Annotated in this window: 18 protein-coding genes; 11 read left to right on the forward strand and 7 right to left on the reverse strand. The window is 60.9% G+C overall.

All coding sequences use genetic code 11. The features are described 5' to 3' along the window. Positions 1–21 precede the first annotated feature (21 nt). From lysS to rimI, 6 genes are all read left to right on the forward strand, one after another. Complete coding sequence (gene lysS / locus FHJ80_RS15770; protein WP_139528285.1) at positions 22–1533, forward strand: lysine--tRNA ligase; 1512 nt, start codon at positions 22–24, stop codon at positions 1531–1533. An 89-nt stretch (positions 1534–1622) separates the two neighbouring features. Then, complete coding sequence (locus FHJ80_RS15775; RefSeq protein WP_137093711.1) at positions 1623–2009, forward strand: hypothetical protein; 387 nt, start codon at positions 1623–1625, stop codon at positions 2007–2009. A gap of 89 nt (positions 2010–2098) precedes the next feature. Continuing rightward, on the forward strand, positions 2099–3502 hold the full coding sequence (locus FHJ80_RS15780) for an MFS transporter (RefSeq protein WP_139528286.1): 1404 nt from the start codon (positions 2099–2101) through the stop codon (positions 3500–3502). Between the two features lie 40 nt (positions 3503–3542). Continuing rightward, positions 3543–3851 (forward strand): BolA family transcriptional regulator, encoded by a 309-nt coding sequence (locus FHJ80_RS15785; protein WP_139528287.1) that lies wholly within the window; start codon positions 3543–3545, stop codon positions 3849–3851. Further along, positions 3848–4654 (forward strand): hypothetical protein, encoded by an 807-nt coding sequence (locus tag FHJ80_RS15790; protein ID WP_139528288.1) that lies wholly within the window; start codon positions 3848–3850, stop codon positions 4652–4654. Before FHJ80_RS15785 ends, FHJ80_RS15790 begins: the two co-directional genes overlap by 4 nt. Then, positions 4651–5097 carry a ribosomal protein S18-alanine N-acetyltransferase gene (rimI, locus tag FHJ80_RS15795; RefSeq protein ID WP_255303975.1) on the forward strand — a complete coding sequence of 149 codons (447 nt, stop codon included), beginning with the start codon at positions 4651–4653 and terminating at the stop codon, positions 5095–5097. Before FHJ80_RS15790 ends, rimI begins: the two co-directional genes overlap by 4 nt. On the opposite strand, the gene zapB is transcribed toward rimI, so the two are convergent. Both zapB and rsmD read right to left on the reverse strand, forming a co-directional pair. Beyond that, complete coding sequence (gene zapB / locus FHJ80_RS15800) at positions 5094–5288, reverse strand: cell division protein ZapB (RefSeq protein WP_139528290.1); 195 nt, start codon at positions 5286–5288, stop codon at positions 5094–5096. The two genes, rimI and zapB, sit on opposite strands and share 4 nt — an antisense overlap. A gap of 115 nt (positions 5289–5403) precedes the next feature. Further along, positions 5404–6024, reverse strand: coding sequence for a 16S rRNA (guanine(966)-N(2))-methyltransferase RsmD (gene rsmD / locus FHJ80_RS15805; RefSeq protein WP_139528291.1), 621 nt, complete (start codon positions 6022–6024; stop codon positions 5404–5406). Between the two features lie 89 nt (positions 6025–6113). Here rsmD and ftsY point away from each other — a divergent pair, with 89 nt between their 5' ends. The 4 genes from ftsY (at position 6114) to rpoH (ending at position 10298) form a co-directional block, all read left to right on the forward strand. Next, entirely contained in the window at positions 6114–7478 is a 1365-nt protein-coding gene (ftsY, locus tag FHJ80_RS15810) for a signal recognition particle-docking protein FtsY (protein ID WP_139528292.1), read from the forward strand. Next, the gene (gene ftsE / locus FHJ80_RS15815; protein WP_139528293.1) at positions 7475–8143 is read left to right on the forward strand and encodes a cell division ATP-binding protein FtsE; all 669 of its coding nucleotides are present in this window, start codon (positions 7475–7477) and stop codon (positions 8141–8143) included. The genes ftsY and ftsE overlap by 4 nt, the downstream gene beginning before the upstream one ends. Further along, positions 8140–9186, forward strand: a complete 1047-nt coding sequence (gene ftsX / locus FHJ80_RS15820) for a permease-like cell division protein FtsX (RefSeq protein WP_139528294.1) — start codon at positions 8140–8142, stop codon at positions 9184–9186. Before ftsE ends, ftsX begins: the two co-directional genes overlap by 4 nt. A gap of 242 nt (positions 9187–9428) precedes the next feature. Beyond that, on the forward strand, positions 9429–10298 hold the full coding sequence (rpoH, locus tag FHJ80_RS15825) for an RNA polymerase sigma factor RpoH (protein ID WP_139528295.1): 870 nt from the start codon (positions 9429–9431) through the stop codon (positions 10296–10298). 93 nt (positions 10299–10391) lie between these two features. Here the strand turns inward: rpoH and slmA are convergent, their stop codons facing one another. The 5 genes from slmA to coaBC all read right to left on the reverse strand — a co-directional run bounded on the left by slmA (position 10392) and on the right by coaBC (position 15169). After that, positions 10392–11000 carry a nucleoid occlusion factor SlmA gene (gene slmA, locus FHJ80_RS15830; protein ID WP_139528296.1) on the reverse strand — a complete coding sequence of 203 codons (609 nt, stop codon included), beginning with the start codon at positions 10998–11000 and terminating at the stop codon, positions 10392–10394. Positions 11001–11021: 21 nt separating this feature from the next. Next, positions 11022–11921 carry an acetylglutamate kinase gene (gene argB, locus FHJ80_RS15835; protein WP_139528297.1) on the reverse strand — a complete coding sequence of 300 codons (900 nt, stop codon included), beginning with the start codon at positions 11919–11921 and terminating at the stop codon, positions 11022–11024. Positions 11922–12018: 97 nt separating this feature from the next. Next, the gene (locus tag FHJ80_RS15840) at positions 12019–13407 is read right to left on the reverse strand and encodes a phosphomannomutase/phosphoglucomutase (protein ID WP_139528298.1); all 1389 of its coding nucleotides are present in this window, start codon (positions 13405–13407) and stop codon (positions 12019–12021) included. 41 nt (positions 13408–13448) lie between these two features. After that, positions 13449–13910: a dUTP diphosphatase gene (gene dut / locus FHJ80_RS15845; protein ID WP_139528299.1), complete on the reverse strand. Its 462-nt coding sequence runs from the start codon at positions 13908–13910 to the stop codon at positions 13449–13451. Between the two features lie 2 nt (positions 13911–13912). Beyond that, entirely contained in the window at positions 13913–15169 is a 1257-nt protein-coding gene (gene coaBC / locus FHJ80_RS15850; protein ID WP_139528300.1) for a bifunctional phosphopantothenoylcysteine decarboxylase/phosphopantothenate--cysteine ligase CoaBC, read from the reverse strand. 218 nt (positions 15170–15387) lie between these two features. Between coaBC and radC the strand changes: the two genes are divergently transcribed. Next, positions 15388–16062: a DNA repair protein RadC gene (radC, locus tag FHJ80_RS15855; protein WP_139528301.1), complete on the forward strand. Its 675-nt coding sequence runs from the start codon at positions 15388–15390 to the stop codon at positions 16060–16062. Positions 16063–16197: the final 135 nt, after the last annotated feature.

A 16197-nucleotide genomic window follows, 5' to 3' on the forward strand; every position in this document is an offset into this window, starting at 1 on the left:
TGAACAGAAATAGGGTGCCCGATGGCTAACCAAGACGCGTCTTCTCTCGATAACGAAAATCACCTGATCGCCGAGCGCCGTGCCAAGCTGGCGGCTCGCCGTGAGCGAGCGGCCGAGCAGGGCAAGAGCGCTTTCCCGAACGATTTCCGCCGCGACAGCCTCACCGTCGAGCTGCACAACCTGCTGGGTGAGAAAGACAAAGCCGAGCTGGAAGCGCTGGATCATCAGGCGTCGGTGGCCGGTCGCGTGATGCGCAAACGCGGTCCTTTCATCGTGATTCAGGATGTGGCGGGCCAGATCCAGCTTTACGTGGATAAAAAGGGGCTGCCGGAAGACGTCCTGGAAGACATCAAGGGCTGGGATATCGGCGACATCGTGGCTGCCCGCGGCCCGGTGCACAAATCCGGCAAGGGCGACCTGTACGTGATGATGGTCGAGGCGCAGCTGCTGACCAAGAGCCTGCGTCCGCTACCGGACAAGTTTCACGGCCTGACCGACCAAGAAGCACGCTATCGCCAGCGCTACGTGGACCTGATCATGAACCCGCAGTCGCGGAAGGTGTTCGAGACCCGCGCGGCGGTGATCAGCTCCATGCGCCGCTTCTTCGAAGCCCGTGGTTTCATGGAAGTGGAAACGCCGATGCTGCAGCCGATCCCCGGCGGCGCGGCGGCGCGCCCGTTCATCACCCACCATAATGCGCTGGACATCGACATGTACCTGCGTATTGCCCCAGAGCTCTACCTGAAGCGTCTGGTGGTGGGTGGTTTCGAGAGAGTGTTCGAGATCAACCGCAACTTCCGTAACGAGGGCTTGTCCACGCGCCACAACCCCGAGTTCACCATGGTGGAGTTCTACTGGGCCTACGCGGATTATCGCGACCTGCTGGACATGACCGAAGCCATGCTGCGCACCGCCGCCCAGGAGGTGCTCGGCACCACCACGATCACCTACCAAGGGGCCAGCTACGATTTCGGCCAGCCCTTCAAGCGCCTCACCCTGCGCCAGGCGATTCTGGATCACGGTGACGGCATCACCGACGCCGACCTGGATACCCTGGACGCCGCCCGTGCAACGGCGGAAAGGCTCGGCATCAAGGTGAAAGAGAGTTGGGGGCTGGGTAAAGTCCAAACCGAGATTTTCGAAGAGGTGGCCGAGCACCAGCTCGATCAGCCGACGTTCATCACCGAGTACCCGGCAGAGGTCAGCCCGCTGGCGCGGCGTAACGATGCCGACCCCTTCGTCACCGATCGCTTCGAGTTCTTCGTCGGTGGCCGCGAGATCGCCAACGGTTTCTCGGAGCTGAACGACGCCGAAGACCAGGCGGAGCGCTTCCGCGAGCAGGCGGCCGAAAAAGACGCCGGTGACCTGGAAGCCATGTACTACGACGCTGACTACGTGCGCGCCTTGGAGTACGGCATGCCGCCGACAGCGGGCGAGGGGATCGGTATCGACCGGTTGGTGATGCTGTTCACCGACAGCCCCTCCATTCGTGACGTGCTGCTATTCCCGGCAATGCGTCCCGAAGTTGATTGACGTCAAACGTGGCGCTAGCGGACGAAAAGTTGGTAAGGGCGCGATTTAGCGCCCATAATGGTCAACGTTTCGACGGCGAGGAGAATCCCATGAAACTGCTTAATCGCTCTGCCCTGAGCGTCAGGCCGACCCAGACCTTCGTGGACTGGATCAATGCGCTCGAACCCACCATGGGAGACGACGACCTGACCCTGGACGACGTCGAACGTGAAAGTACGGTCTACCTGATCCCTGAGATGGATACCCCAGAGGCGCTGGAGACATTCGTTCGTGAACGTCACGTAGAAATCCTAGAAACCGAGCTGCGTGCTTGGGAAGAGGATGAGCGTCAGTGGCCAGAAAAACTCGACTGGTCGCTGTTTCAGGACTTCCTGCGCGTGGAGCATAGCTACCTCGCCATCGACCTGGATGACGAAACGGCGTTGGAAATCTCCGATGTCGATGACTCGCTGCTGCTCGACCATGAGCAAGATTAGCGTGCTAGTATTCTTATGCTAAGCGCACTGTAAAACCGGCTTCGGCCGGTTTTGCCGTTTCAGAGGGTGTTGTTCAGGAACTCATCACCATGCGACTGTTTGAAACTCGCCCCGGCGACGACGGCCTGCCTGGGCCCGAGCGCCTATTGGCCGTGCTGGCGCTCGTGACCGGCACGCTCATGGCGGTGGTCGATACCACCATGATCAATTTGGCCTTGCCCACCATCGCCGCTGATTTAGGCGTGTCGGCATCCCGGGCGGTGTGGATCACTAACCTGTTTCAGGTCGTTTGCGCGGCCTTTTTGTTGGTGTTTGCCGGTGTCAGCGAGCTGATAACCCGTCGACGGCTCTACCTGTTGGGTTTGGCTACCTTCGTAATGGCGGCACTCGGTGCCGCGCTGTCGCGTAACCTCGAAACGCTACTCGTGTTTCGTGCGCTGCAAGGCTTGGGCGCAGCGGCCACGCTCTCCATTGGGCCGTCGCTCTACCGCGCCATTTTTCCGTCCCGTCTGCTCGGCAGCGCGCTGGGGCTCAGTGCGCTGGTCGTGGCGGGCGGTTATGCCGCAGGCCCTACCCTCAGTGGCGTCATTCTCTCGTTCGCGGACTGGCCGTGGCTGTTCGCGCTCAACGTGCCGCTAGGGCTCTGCTCGCTCTGGCTGGCCCGCCGAGCGCTGCCGAAAGAGACCCCGCGCCAAGGTGGCTTCGATACGCTGGGGGCGCTTTACTCGATGCTGATGCTGGCGAGCTTTTTTATCGCCATGGATGCCGTGGGCCACGCCGCACCGGTGTGGCAAAGCGGCGGATGGGGGCTGCTGGCGGTAGTGGGCTGCGCGCTATTTGTGCGTCGCCAGCGGCGGGCGCCTTACCCGTTACTGCCGCTAAGCGTGTTTGCCGAAAAGCGTTTCACGCTGGCGGTGTCCGCGTCGGGGCTAGCGTTTATCGGCCAGGGACTCACCTTTGTGGCGCTGTCGTTCTTTTATCAGGAGCAGATGGGGTTTTCGCCCTTGGAGACTGCGTGGCTGTTCACGCCCTGGCCGCTGGCGATCATGCTGGTGGGGCCGGTCGCAGGGCGTTTGGCAGATCGCTTCAACCCCAGCCTGCTGTCGAGTACGGGGCTGCTGCTGCTGATCGTCGGGTTGGTGGCGTTGGCGCTGGTGGACGAGAGTACGGGGGTCGCGGGAAGCTTGTGGCGAACGGCCCTTTGCGGGATTGGCTTCGGGCTTTTTCAGCCGCCCAATAACCGGGAAATGATGGGCAGCCTGCCGCCTGAGCGTAGCGCCAACGTGTCCGGCGTGATGAGCACCACGCGCACGGTGGGGCAGTCACTCGGGGTTGCGCTGGTCGGCGCGGCGCTGGCGCTTGGATCGCCCGTTCAGTTAACCCTCTGGTTGGGGGCAGGGACGACGCTGTTGGCATTGCTGGCAAGTCTTTCCCGTGTGTCGTTGGCCCAGCGGGCGCTCGTCGAGCGGAGGGCATCGTCTGTTGGCGAGTAACGGCGTACAATAGGGCCGTTGCTGACGGAAGGAGAGTCCCATGGCGATACAGACACAAATCGAGCAAAAGTTGGCGGCGCTAACCCCAGACGTGCTCCGAGTCGAGAACGAGAGCCACATGCACAACGTGCCGGCCAACTCGGAAACGCACTTCAAAGTGACCTTGGTAAGCGACAGCTTCGACGGTATGATGCCGGTGAAGCGTCATCAGCAAATATATGCCCTGTTGGCTGACGAACTCTCGGGCCCGGTCCACGCGCTGGCGCTACACCTTTATACGCCCCGCGAGTGGCAGGCGCGCGGCAGCGAGCGTCCCAACTCTCCCAACTGTCGTGGCGGCGGCCAGTGACCCAAGAAGTCACTCGTCGGCACTATCTGGATGCCATGGGCATTACGTCCTGGGCGTCCCGTTATCAGTTACCCAACGCCCTGCCCACTGACGTCTGTGAGTGGCAAGACGCACCGGCCAAAGCGGCACCGCGCGAGCGCTTGCAGGCGCTGCTCGACGACGCCCCCGCGCGCCAGCCCTCTCGCCAGCCCGGTCGTGACTCCGATCTTGCCCCCACAGTCGCTGCGTCACCCTCGGCCGTCAAAGCGCTGCTGGGCCAGCCAACGCCCACAGAGCAGGTATCTCAGCCAGAGGCGAGCACAGAGCTTGCACCGACAACACAGGTCGAACGCGCCGAGCCACTGACGTTCAGCCTCTCCTGCGCTTGCATCGACGGGCGCTGGCTCAGTCTCTGTGAAGGCGAGATCTCGGCGGTCGAGCAGCAGCTGCTGGCCAACATGCTGCGTGCTGCGGGCATCGGACATGGCGAGCTGCCCACGGTGACTCACTTCACCTGGCCGCCCATGGCCACTGCCTTCGAGCCTGAAGAGCCCCTTGAAGAAGCGCAAGAGGGCGTGGCAGCGTTTATTGCCGGTGCGGTAAGTCGGCAAGGTTGGCAATTAGAGCAGGTGCTTTGGTGGGGCGCTGAGAGCGCAACGCCCGATTTGGAGCGCGTCATCGCGCTCGATGGTGGGCATAGCGAAACGCTCGCGCTACCGGTTTGGCAAGGGCCCTCGCTGGCTGCGCTGACCCAAGACGCGAATGCCAAACGTGCGCTATGGCCGCGTTTGGTGGCTTTAGGCAAGCAGTGGGGCGATGCGTGATCGAGCGTTTGCGTCCGGACCATCGAGCTCCGCTTCTGAAACTGGAAGCCCTCGCCCAAAGCGGCGCCAGTGGCCAGCAGTTGGCGGAGGCGTTAGCCGATGACCAAACGTGGGTCTTGGGCGATTGGCAGGGCGACGTGCTCGCAGGCTATGCCGTGATCGCGCAACTCCCGTTCGATGCCGAGCTCCAGGCCATTGGCGTGCGGCCTGAGTGTCAGGGGCAAGGCAGGGCACGACGCTTGTTGGGTGAGGTCATTACCTTGGCCACGCGCTGGCAAGCAGAACGATTACTGCTGGAAGTGCGCGTCGGCAACCAGCGAGCCATTGCGCTCTATCGGCAGGCAGGGTTTCAGGAGGATGGTCGTCGGAAGAACTACTACCCGGCCGCCAACGGCGCGACCGGGCGGGAAGATGCGCTGCTGATGTCGCGAGCGCTGGCTTAGGAGGCGCTGCTGTCGTCCATGCCATCGAACTTGCTGAGGACACTCTGCAAGCGGCGCTCCCACTCTTCACGCTCTTGCTTTAGCTGCGCGTTTTCGTTGCGTAACTCTTCGTTTTCTAGCTTCATCATCTCCAACGCCTCGACGGTGTCGGTGACTTTTTGTTCCAACTGATTGAACAGCTCAAGGCTCATGCCTACCTCCAGTAACGAACGACAGGCGGCTGCCTGTCGTTATGTCATAAAATCGGGCGTGGTGCGTCACTCGATGGGGCGAGCGTAACGCCGCTGTTACTTGTCGGCAAGCGCTTTAGGTGAGCAAGCGTCGATAGAGCCTAGCCATGCTTTCACCCGCCCGGGTTTCTCGGTGAAGCTGCCAATGGGTGGGTACTTCGGGCGTCAGGCCGTACTCGGTCTCCAGGTAGATCATCGCCTCGTTAGCGAGCCAACCGTTCGTCTCTAGCGCGCTGCAGCAATCCGCGGCCAAATCTTGATGAAAGGGCGGGTCGAGAAATACCACGTCCATCGGCTGTCCTGGCGACGCGACAAACGATAGGGCATTGGCGGTGATGACCTTGCCCAGCGCGGTTTTCAAGATGGTGAGGTTCTCGCGAATATGCGACGCCACCTGGGCGTCACGCTCGACGAAGGTGACCTCGGCGGCCCCCCGCGAGAGCGACTCGATGCCTAGTGCACCGGTGCCCGCGAATAGATCCAGCACCTGCTTGCCGTAAAGCGCTTGGCCGAGCCAATTGAACAGCGTTTCACGTACGCGATCTGGGGTTGGGCGCAGGCCAGGATGGTCGAGCACCGGCAGTTGGCGGCGCCGGAAATCACCGCCGATGATGCGCAGTTTTCCCGGCGGTTTGGCTTGGCCACGAGAAGATGTCGATGGGCGCGAGGAGGCGCGCGAAGAGCGTTGTCGTTTCATGACGCGATTGTAGCGGGCTACTTATCCAAAGTCTTGGTCTGCGGTGGTAGGATAATCGCAATGTTCACCTATTTCGTCGGATGACCCCTATGTTCGGTTTTTTCAAACGTAAGAAAAAGGACGACTCCCAGCAGGAGCCTCAGGATGCCCAGGAGCAGCCTGCGCTGTCGGAGGAGCCCGAGGGCTCGACTGAGCAAGAGATTGCTGCGGAGGAGAGATCGGCACCTGCCAAAGCGCCTGCGGAACCCCCTGCGCCCTCTGAGTCGCTGGCAGACGAATCGCCCTCACATGCACCGGCATCCGTAGGTGACGCTGCCGAGGTGCTCGCCCAGGAGCAGTCGCCCGAACCGGTCGATAAAGAAGACGTTCAGCCCACCGGCGTCGATGAAGAGGTGACGCCTGCGTCGCTCATGGATACTGTGCCAGAGCCAGAGCCAGAGCCAGAGCCAGAGCCAGAGCCCGCCGCGAAGGCAGCCCTTCAGGAAAAGCCGGTGGCAGAAAAAGGCGAAAAGAGAGGCTGGTTTGCGCGCATCAAGTCTGGTCTAGGGAAAACTCGCGCCAACCTGACCGACGGCCTGGCCGATCTTTTCCTCGGCAAAAAGCAGATCGATGACGAGCTGCTGGAGGACTTGGAAACCCAGCTGCTCATGGCCGATGTGGGCATCGACGCGACGAGCGAGATCATCGAACGCTTGGAAGCGCGCGTCTCCCGCAAAGAGCTCAACAACCCCGAGGCGCTCTACCGTGGCCTGCAAGAAGAGCTGGCCGCACTGCTGGCCCCCGTGTCGACGCCACTCAGCTTCGAGAAAGAGCGCGACGGCCCCTTCGTGATTTTGGTGGTCGGGGTCAATGGTGTCGGCAAAACCACCACCATCGGCAAGCTCACCCAGCGCTTTCAGCGCGAAGGTAAGAGCGTCATGCTGGCCGCTGGGGATACTTTCCGTGCGGCCGCGGTCGAGCAGTTGAAGGTGTGGGGCGAGCGTAACCATGTGCCGGTCATTGCCCAGCATACCGGTGCCGATAGCGCCTCGGTGATTTACGATGCGGTGGCGGCCGCCAAATCCCGCGGTGTAGACGTGTTGATTGCCGATACCGCTGGACGACTGCACAACAAGAGTCATCTAATGGAAGAGCTGAAAAAAGTGCATCGAGTGATGCAGAAGCTCGATGACACGGCGCCCCACGAGGTCATGCTCGTATTGGATGCGGGCACGGGACAGAACGCCATTTCCCAAGCGTCGACCTTCAACGAAGCGGTGCCGATTAGTGGGATTACCCTGACCAAGCTGGATGGCACCGCCAAAGGCGGCATCATCTTTGCGTTGGCCAAGCAGCTCGAAACGCCGATCCGCTTTATTGGGGTGGGCGAAGGCCTGGATGATCTGCGCCCCTTCAACGCCGATGACTTCGTCAACGCGCTCTTCGACCGCCAAGGAGACGATGGCCACGCATGATAGCCTTTGAGCATGTGGGGAAGCGCTATGGAGGGCGCTTCGAGGCGTTGGCACACTTGAACTTTCGCGTCGCACGAGGCGAAATGGTCTTTCTCACCGGCCACTCGGGGGCGGGAAAAAGTTCGCTGCTGCGCTTGATCATGCGGTTGGAAAAACCCAGCCGTGGCCGGGTGGTGGTGGCTGGGCACGACATTGCCCAGCTCCACGTCAGTCAAGTGCCGTTCTATCGACGTCAGATAGGTGTGGTCTTTCAAGACCATCAGCTGCTGTTCGATCGTAGCGTGTTCCACAACGTGTCGCTGCCGCTGGACATTCAAGGTGTAGAGCCCCGTGAGGCAGCCCGGCGCGTGCGCGCTGCGCTGGACAAGGTTGGCCTGTTGCACCGTGAAAAAGCCCTTCCTATCGAGCTATCGGGTGGTGAGCAGCAGCGTGTGGGCATCGCCCGTGCTGTGGTCAACAAACCCGCGCTGCTGCTGGCCGATGAACCCACCGGGAATCTGGACCCCCAGCTCTCAGCCGATATCATGGCGCTATTCGAAGACTTCAATCGTATTGGCACCACCGTGATGATCGCGAGCCACGACTTGGCCCTGATTGCGCGCTTGCGTCATCGGATTCTGCGTCTGCGGGATGGCCGTCTAGTGGCCGATGAGGGGGCCGTATGAAGCGCTCGGCCACTCCTCGCCAAAGCGGCGCCGCCCCCCGTGCTGCCCGCGCGCCCGCAAAGCCCCATGCCCCTGTACCGGAAAAAACGCCCCGCGGTGGGGCTCGCTCGCAGCAAACACGTATGGGCAGCCGTCTGCGGGCCTGGGGGCGTCACCACCGGGCCATGGCGCTGGATAGCCTTTTTCGACTGGTGCGCTACCCGTTGGGCAACCTGCTGACCATGCTGGCCATTGCCATTGCCTTGGTGCTTCCCGCCGCTCTATGGCTGACGTTGGACAGCGCCAAGCTGCTGGATGCCGAGCTGGATGAAAGCGCGTCGCTCACCGTTTATCTCGATATGGGGATTGATGCAGCGCAGGCGGCTCGGATCGAAGAGGCGGTGAGTGCTGACGGCGGCGTGGCGCAGACGCGCATGATCAGCCCAGAGCAGGGCATGGCGGATTTCCAGCAGTCGTTGGGCATCGACGATACCCTGGCAGGGCTTGACGATAATCCGCTCCCCGCGAGTATCGTCATTTCCCCTCAAGATGTAGAGCCCGCTGCGATGGCTGAACTGGCCGAGCGGCTCGAGGGGGTAACTGGCATCGATGAAGTACGCGTCGATTTGGCCTGGGTCGAGCGGCTGCGCCATCTGGCGGCGTTGGGACGCCGCGTGGCGCTGGCGCTGGGGGTGCTGTTTGGTTTCGGTGTACTGCTGGTCGTCGGTAATACCATTCGCTTGTCGGTGGAGAGCCGACGCCGTGAAATCGAAGTGGTCATGCTGATCGGCGCAACGCACGCCTTCGTGCGTCGCCCGTTCTTGTACAGTGGAGCCTGGTATGGCGCTGGAGGCGGGCTTTTGGCGCTGGGTCTGTTGGCCTTGGGCAATCACTGGCTATCGCTGCCGGTGGCGGCGCTCGCGGCAAGTTATGGCGCTAGCTTCACCTTGCCGCAGTTGGACGTGACAGGCTCTACAATTCTGCTATCTTGCAGTACACTACTTGGCTGGCTGGGCGCTTGGCTTGCCGTCACGCGCCATCTTTCCAGCATACGCCCGCGCTGAGCATGCGTCTGTCGCGTTGTCATCTTCACGTTATAGGCAGTACATAGACTCCGCGATATTGTCCATGCGGGCAGTCACGGGAATTTCTACCCCCGTGGCGTGATCGATGCCAACTGTGCGTCGATCGTTTGAACCTCTGGGTTCGACTAAGGTCTTAAGGTTAACGCAAGACGTTTGGCTGCGCACATTCACGCGACGCCAGCACGTCAACCACGATAGGTTTTAAGGGAGACCATCTGCACATGAGCACTAGTCTTCTACCGGTGGGACAGCTTTCACCAGGCAATGACCTGGGTGGCTACATTCAAGCGGTGAATGGCATCGCGGTGCTGAGCGTCGAAGAGGAGCGCGAGCTGGCGTTCCGTCTTTACGATGAGGGCGATCTAGAGGCAGCACGTCGATTGGTGCTATCGCACCTTCGTTTCGTGGTGCACATTGCTCGCAGCTACTCCGGTTACGGTCTGCCGCAAGCGGACTTGATTCAGGAAGGCAACGTCGGTTTGATGAAAGCCGTCAAGCGCTTCGATCCCAATCAAGGGGTACGCTTGGTGTCGTTTGCCGTGCACTGGATCAAAGCCGAAATTCATGAGTTCGTGCTGCGTAACTGGCGTATCGTCAAAATCGCCACCACCAAGGCGCAGCGTAAGCTGTTCTTCAATCTGCGCAGTGCGAAAAAGCGTTTGGCATGGCTGAACAACGACGAGGTCGACGCAATTGCCAAAGATCTCGACGTGAAACCGGAAGTCGTGCGCGATATGGAAGGGCGCCTCTCGGCATTCGACGCAGGGTACGACGCATCGCCCAGTGATGACGAAGAGAGTACGTATCAAGCGCCAGCGTACTTCCTCGATGACGCTTCCGCTGACCCGGCGACACAGCTCGAAGACAGCGACTTCGAGGAAGACGCCACGCGTCGTCTTCAACTGGCACTCAAAGCGTTGGACGAGCGCTCGCGGGACATTTTGCAGCGCCGCTGGCTCACCGATGACAAAGCCACGTTGCACGATTTGGCCGACGTGTATGGCGTTAGCGCTGAGCGCATTCGCCAGCTCGAAAAGAACGCCATGAAGAAGCTACGTCAGAAAATGGGCGACGCGGCCATCGCTGCGTAACACTCACGCCTCACGCAGGAAAACGCCCCGCCGGTATCGTTACGGCGGGGCGTTTTCATTTGCTTTGTGCATGTGCTGAGAGCACGCGCCTCATTATGCGGGTTGGGAAGCGTTTCTAAATAGCTGGCCCGAGAGTAGCGTCCACTGATCCTCCCAATACTCGGTAGGCAGCCGCTTGAAGTCGCTGCGGACGTATTGCGAAATACGCCCTTCGGCCTGGGCGATGAGCAGGTTGGCCGCTGCCGAGGCGGTGATGCTGGTGCGCTGCCCTTCACGCAGCTCGGCCTCACGGAGCACCTGCTTGAGCTGCGTTTCCAAGCGCTCGAAGAGCTGGTGTACCCGCTGGCGCAGCCGAGCGGTCTCTCCAGTGAGAACATCGCCGCCCAGTACCCTGGCAAGCCCAGGGTTCTTCTCGGCAAACCCGAGCAAGAGCGAGAGAATCGTCCCGCAGCGGGTCGTGGCATCAGGAATATCGTCGAGAATGCGGGTGATCCTGGCGAAAATGCTCTCTTCGATGAAGTCGATCAAGCCTTCGAACATACGCGCCTTGCTGGGAAAATGGCGATACAGCGCTGCCTCGGAAACGCCCACTTGCCGCGCTAGGGCGGCCGTGGTGATGCGTTTACCGCTATCTTCTTCCAACATAATGGCCAGCGCCTGCAGTATCTGCTCGCGGCGGCGAGGTTTGCTATCGTCACTCATGACTCGTGCCCTCCGTCGCGATTAGCCTGCGTCAGTGATCAGGGTGCCTACCCCGGCGTTGGTAAAGATTTCCAGCAGTACGGCATGGGGCACGCGACCATCGATGATGTGGGCGCTGTTGACACCACCTTTCACCGCGTCCAGTGCACAGCGGATCTTGGGGAGCATCCCGCCGTAGATGGTGCCGTCGGCAATCAAGCCGTCTACCTGAACGGTCGTGAGCCCGGTCAATACCTTACCTTCGCTATTCATCAAACCCGCCACGTTGGTTAGCAGCATGAGTTTTTCGGCGTTCAGCGCTTCGGCTAGCTTGCCTGCTACCAAATCGGCGTTGATGTTGTAGCTGTTGCCTTTGCCATCTACCCCGATAGGTGCGATGACCGGTATGAAATCACGCGCGGCCAACATCTCGATGAGATCGGTAGAGATCGACTCCACCTCGCCCACGTGGCCAATGTCGATGATCTCCGGCGCGGTCATTTCCGGACTTTGATGCTCTACTTTGAGCTGGCGGGCGCGAATTTGGGCACCATCTTTCCCCGTCAGGCCAATCGCTTTGCCGCCGCTTTGATTGATCAGGTTGACGATGCTCTTGTTGACCAAGCCGCCCAGCACCATCTCGACCACGTCCATGGTCTGCGAGTCGGTGACCCGCATGCCGTTGACGAAGCGGGATTCGATATTGAGCTTCTCCAGCAGACTGCCAATTTGCGGCCCACCGCCGTGCACCACCACGGGGTTGATGCCGACCTCCTTCATCAGCACGATGTTACGAGCAAATGAGTCGATCAGCGTATCTTCGGTCATGGCGTTGCCACCGTATTTGACGACGACGGTTTTGCCGGAGAATTGCTGAATGTAGGGAAGCGCTTCTGACAGCACCTCCACGACGACCTGAGGGTCGCGACTAGCTGAACTCATGACGATGTCCCTTGGCTCTTTTTTAATGTCTGTTGCATGGCTGTGCGCGGCTGGCAATCACAGCGTGTTTAACACGTCGCGCGTTCTAAAGGCGCGATCATGTCGTTGTGGTGGCCGGTATGGTCAGTGTCGGTGCGATGCCGTGGAGCGCTTCGGCAAAACGCCCACGGATGCGAGCAAGTGCAGCGCTATCCTTTCCCTCGAAACGCAGCACCAGGGCGGGCGTCGTGTTCGAGGCGCGGCATAAACCCCAGCCGTCGGGGTAATCGACGCGAATGCCATCCAGCGTGGTTTTGATACCTTCGCCGAAGTCGCCCTCTCTGGCAAGCGTCTCGATAATGGTAAATTTTTTGTCATCGGCCACGCTGATGTTGATTTCGGGCGTGCTCACATCCTGAGGAAATTGATCGAAGAAGGTATCCGCATCCCCTGGGAATTGGGCAAGAATCTCCAGCAGCCGGGCGGCTGAGTAGAGACCGTCGTCAAAACCGTACCAGCGCTCTTTGAAAAAAAGGTGGCCACTCATCTCACCACCGAGCAGTGCCCCCGTCTCTTTCATGCGCGCTTTGATGAGCGAGTGCCCGGTGCGCCACATCTCGGGTTCACCCCCAGCCTCGCTAACCACCCTGGCCAAGTTGCCGGTGCACTTGATATCGAAGACCACCTTGGCGCCAGGGTTGCGCGACAGCATATCGGTGGCAAAGTGCATCATCAGGTGGTCGGGGTAAATCATGCGTCCACGAGGCGTCACGACGCCCAGGCGGTCACCGTCGCCGTCGAAGGCCAGGCCGATGTCGGCTCCGCTGTGTTGAACGTGGTGAATCAGGTCTTGGAGGTTTTCAGGCTTGCCGGGGTCGGGGTGATGATTAGGAAAGCGCCCATCGATCTCGGCATAGAGCGGCGTGGTCGTTACTCCCAATCGCTCGAGCAACTGCGGGCCTAGCTCGCCAGCCACCCCGTTGCCGCAATCCACCACGGCGCTAAGCGGGCGCGTTACCTTCACATCACTCAAGATGCGTTCCAGATAGGTGGCGCGCAGATCGTGGTGGCGCACGCGACCGTCGCCTTGGGTGAAGTTACCTGCTTGAATGCGCTCAAAGAGCGCAGTAATTGCGTCGCCCGATAAGGTGTCGCCCGCCAGGACGATCTTGAAGCCATTGTAGTCCGGCGGGTTATGGCTACCGGTGAGCATCACACCCGAGCAGCTCTCTGCCAGCGTGTGAGTGGCAAAATAGAGAACCGGCGTGGGCACCATGCCGATATCGATCACGTCTCTTCCCGCGGCCTGCAGGCCGCGAATGAGCGCCGCCTGCAGGCGTGGCCCAGACGTGCGGCCGTCCCGCGCCACAATCACCGTGTGTTCGCCGCGAGCGGCCGCTTCGGAGCCGACGGCGCGGCCAATCAGCTCGGTGGTGGCATCGTCGAGCGTGTCATCGACGACGCCGCGAATGTCATAGGCGCGAAATATCGAAGCGGGTACGGTCATCATCGATCCTTGAAAAGGCAAAGGGGGCGTCGTAAGGCGAGCTATTGGCGACCGGTGCTGCCGAAACCGCCGCCGCCGCGGGAGGAGTCGTTGAAGCGCTCGACGATGTCGAGGTCGGCCTGCACCACGGGCACCAAGACGTACTGGGCCAGCCGCTCGAACGGCGTCACGGTGAAGCTGTGTTGGCCTCGGTTCCAAACCGAGATCATCAGCTCTCCCTGATAGTCGGAGTCGATCAAACCCACCAGGTTGCCCAGTACGATGCCGTGTTTATGGCCCAGGCCCGAGCGTGGCAAAATCATGCCCGCTAAGCCCGAGTCTTCAATATAGATGGCAAGCCCGGTTCGCACGAGCTGGCATTCGCCGGGGGCGAGCGTCAACGGCTCATCCAGCAACGCCCGCAAGTCCATGCCCGCAGAGCCTGTCGTGGCATAGGTGGGGAGATAGTCGTGGAGGCGCTCGTCCAGGACGTTGCACTGTAGGCGAGGGCGGGAACTGCTCATGGTTAGGCTCCAGAAGAGGTCAAAGAGAGGTGGGTGAGGGCGTGCCGAACGATCAGCGCGGCCAGCTGCGTTTTAGGCTGTGGCGGTGCGACGAGTCGGTCACTACCGTCGGATGTTCGCCATAGCAGCAGCGCCGCGTTGTCGTCGCTGCCAAATCCCAGCCCCTGTTGGGAAACATCATTAGCGACGATCATATCGAGTCCTTTGCGGGCGAGCTTATCCTGGGCGTAACGCTCGATGTCTTGGGTCTCGGCGGCAAAGCCCACGACAAAGGGGCGCTGGCCGTCCGGTAGCGCCGCAACATCGGCAATGATGTCGGGATTTTTCACCAGCGTGAGCGTTAGGGTGTCCTGGTCGTCGGTTTTTTTCAGCTTGTGCTCGGCCGCGTTGGCGGCGCGGTAGTCGGCTACCGCTGCGCAGCCAATGAACAGCGCGGCGGTTGGCGCGAGATCGAGCGCTGCCTCGTGCATCTGCAGGGCCGTGTCGACGTTGAGCCGCTCGACGCCTGTCGGCGTGGGTAGGTTCACCGGCCCGCTGATCAGCGTCACTCGTGCGCCTTGCGCGGCTGCCTCGGCCGCCAGGGCATAGCCCATCTTCCCCGAGCTGTGATTCGACAGGTAGCGGACAGGGTCTAGTGCCTCCCGCGTGGGGCCAGCGGTAATCACGACATGGGGGACGCTGGCCGAGGGGGTAATGGGCGGTGCAAAATGGCGGCTCACGGCCTCCAGAATCTCATCAGGCTCGCTCATGCGCCCTGTGCCGACATCGCCGCAGGCTTGATCGCCCGCGGCAGGGCCTATCAGCTGCCAGCCGTCGCTGGCCAGCTGTGACACGTTGCGCTGAGTGGCGGGGTGGCGCCACATGGCTTGATTCATCGCTGGCGCGATGAGGCGCGGCGCCTCGGACGCCAAACAGAGCGTGGTCAATAAGTCATCCGCCATGCCGTGCACCAATCGTGCGATCAGATCGGCCGTGGCGGGCGCGATCACGATGGCGTCGGCCCAGCGGGCCAGCTCGATATGGCCCATGCCGGCTTCCGCTTCTGGATCTAGCAGCGACGTACGCACCGGCTCCCCCGAGAGCGCCTGAAGTGTCAGCGGCGTAATGAAGGCCTGGGCTCCCTCCGTCATCACCACGCGAACCTCGCAGCCCGCCTGCTTGAGCAGTCGTACGATCAGCGCGCTTTTATACGCCGCAATGCCCGCGCTAACGCCGAGCAGCAGGCGCTTACCCGCAAGTGACGACGTACGTGATGACATACGTGATGACAAAGGGGAATGCGAAAATGAGGCCATGGTCGGCAGTCCAGTGTGACGATCAACAAGGCGCTTACCATACCATTTGACCGATTATTTTGGCATGCTCGGCAAATGTAGGGGCTAGGTATAGTGAGGCGGCGCCATTGAGTTGGCGTTTGAAGGCGGCGCTCTCTCTTTAACTAGGCCGATAACGGCAGCGCATGGGCAAGGAGGCGTGGATGGGAATCAATCATTGGCCCGAGGGGGAGCGGCCGCGGGAAAAACTGCTGACGATGGGCGCGCAGGCTCTCTCGGATGCTGAGCTTCTCGCCATTTTTCTGCGTGTTGGCGTACAGGGACGCTCTGCGGTGGATTTAGCGCGGGACTTGCTGACCAGCTTTGGTGGTTTAAGGCAGTTGCTGGAAGCCGACCAAGCCCAGTTCTGTGCCGCTCGGGGATTGGGGGATGCCAAGTTTGCTCAGCTACAGGCCACCCTGGAGCTTTCGCGGCGTCATTTGGCCAGTCAGCTGGCCCGGGGTAACGCGCTGACGTCGCCAGCGCTGGTGCGTCACTATTTGAGTTCTCAACTCCGTCACTTGGGGCACGAGGAGTTTGCGGTCCTTTTTTTGGACACTCAGCACCGAATTATTCGCTATGAATCCCTATTTCGCGGTACCCTAGACAGCGCATCCGTTTATCCCCGCGAAGTTGCCAAGCGTGCGTTGGAACTACACGCTGGTGCTGTCATCCTGGCCCACAATCATCCCTCGGGTGTAGCGGAGCCCAGCGATGCCGATCGTCGAATCACCGAGCGCTTGAAAGATGCCCTTGCACTCTTTGACGTGCGGGTTCTCGATCATTTCGTGGTGGGAGACGGAGACGTGGTGTCGTTTGCCGAGCGTGGCTGGCTATAGTCATCAACTCAGCAGGAGAAAACGCGCGGCGGGTCGTAGGGCCGATGCCCCTTTTCTAAGTAAATTGTCCAGAAACGCGCTTTTTTGGCCTTTTTGGGCGGTTTCGCTTGCTGGTAGCCAGGTGCTCTGGTATAA

Source organism: Halomonas sp. BL6 (assembly GCF_006228115.1).
GTDB lineage: Bacteria > Pseudomonadota > Gammaproteobacteria > Pseudomonadales > Halomonadaceae > Vreelandella > Vreelandella piezotolerans.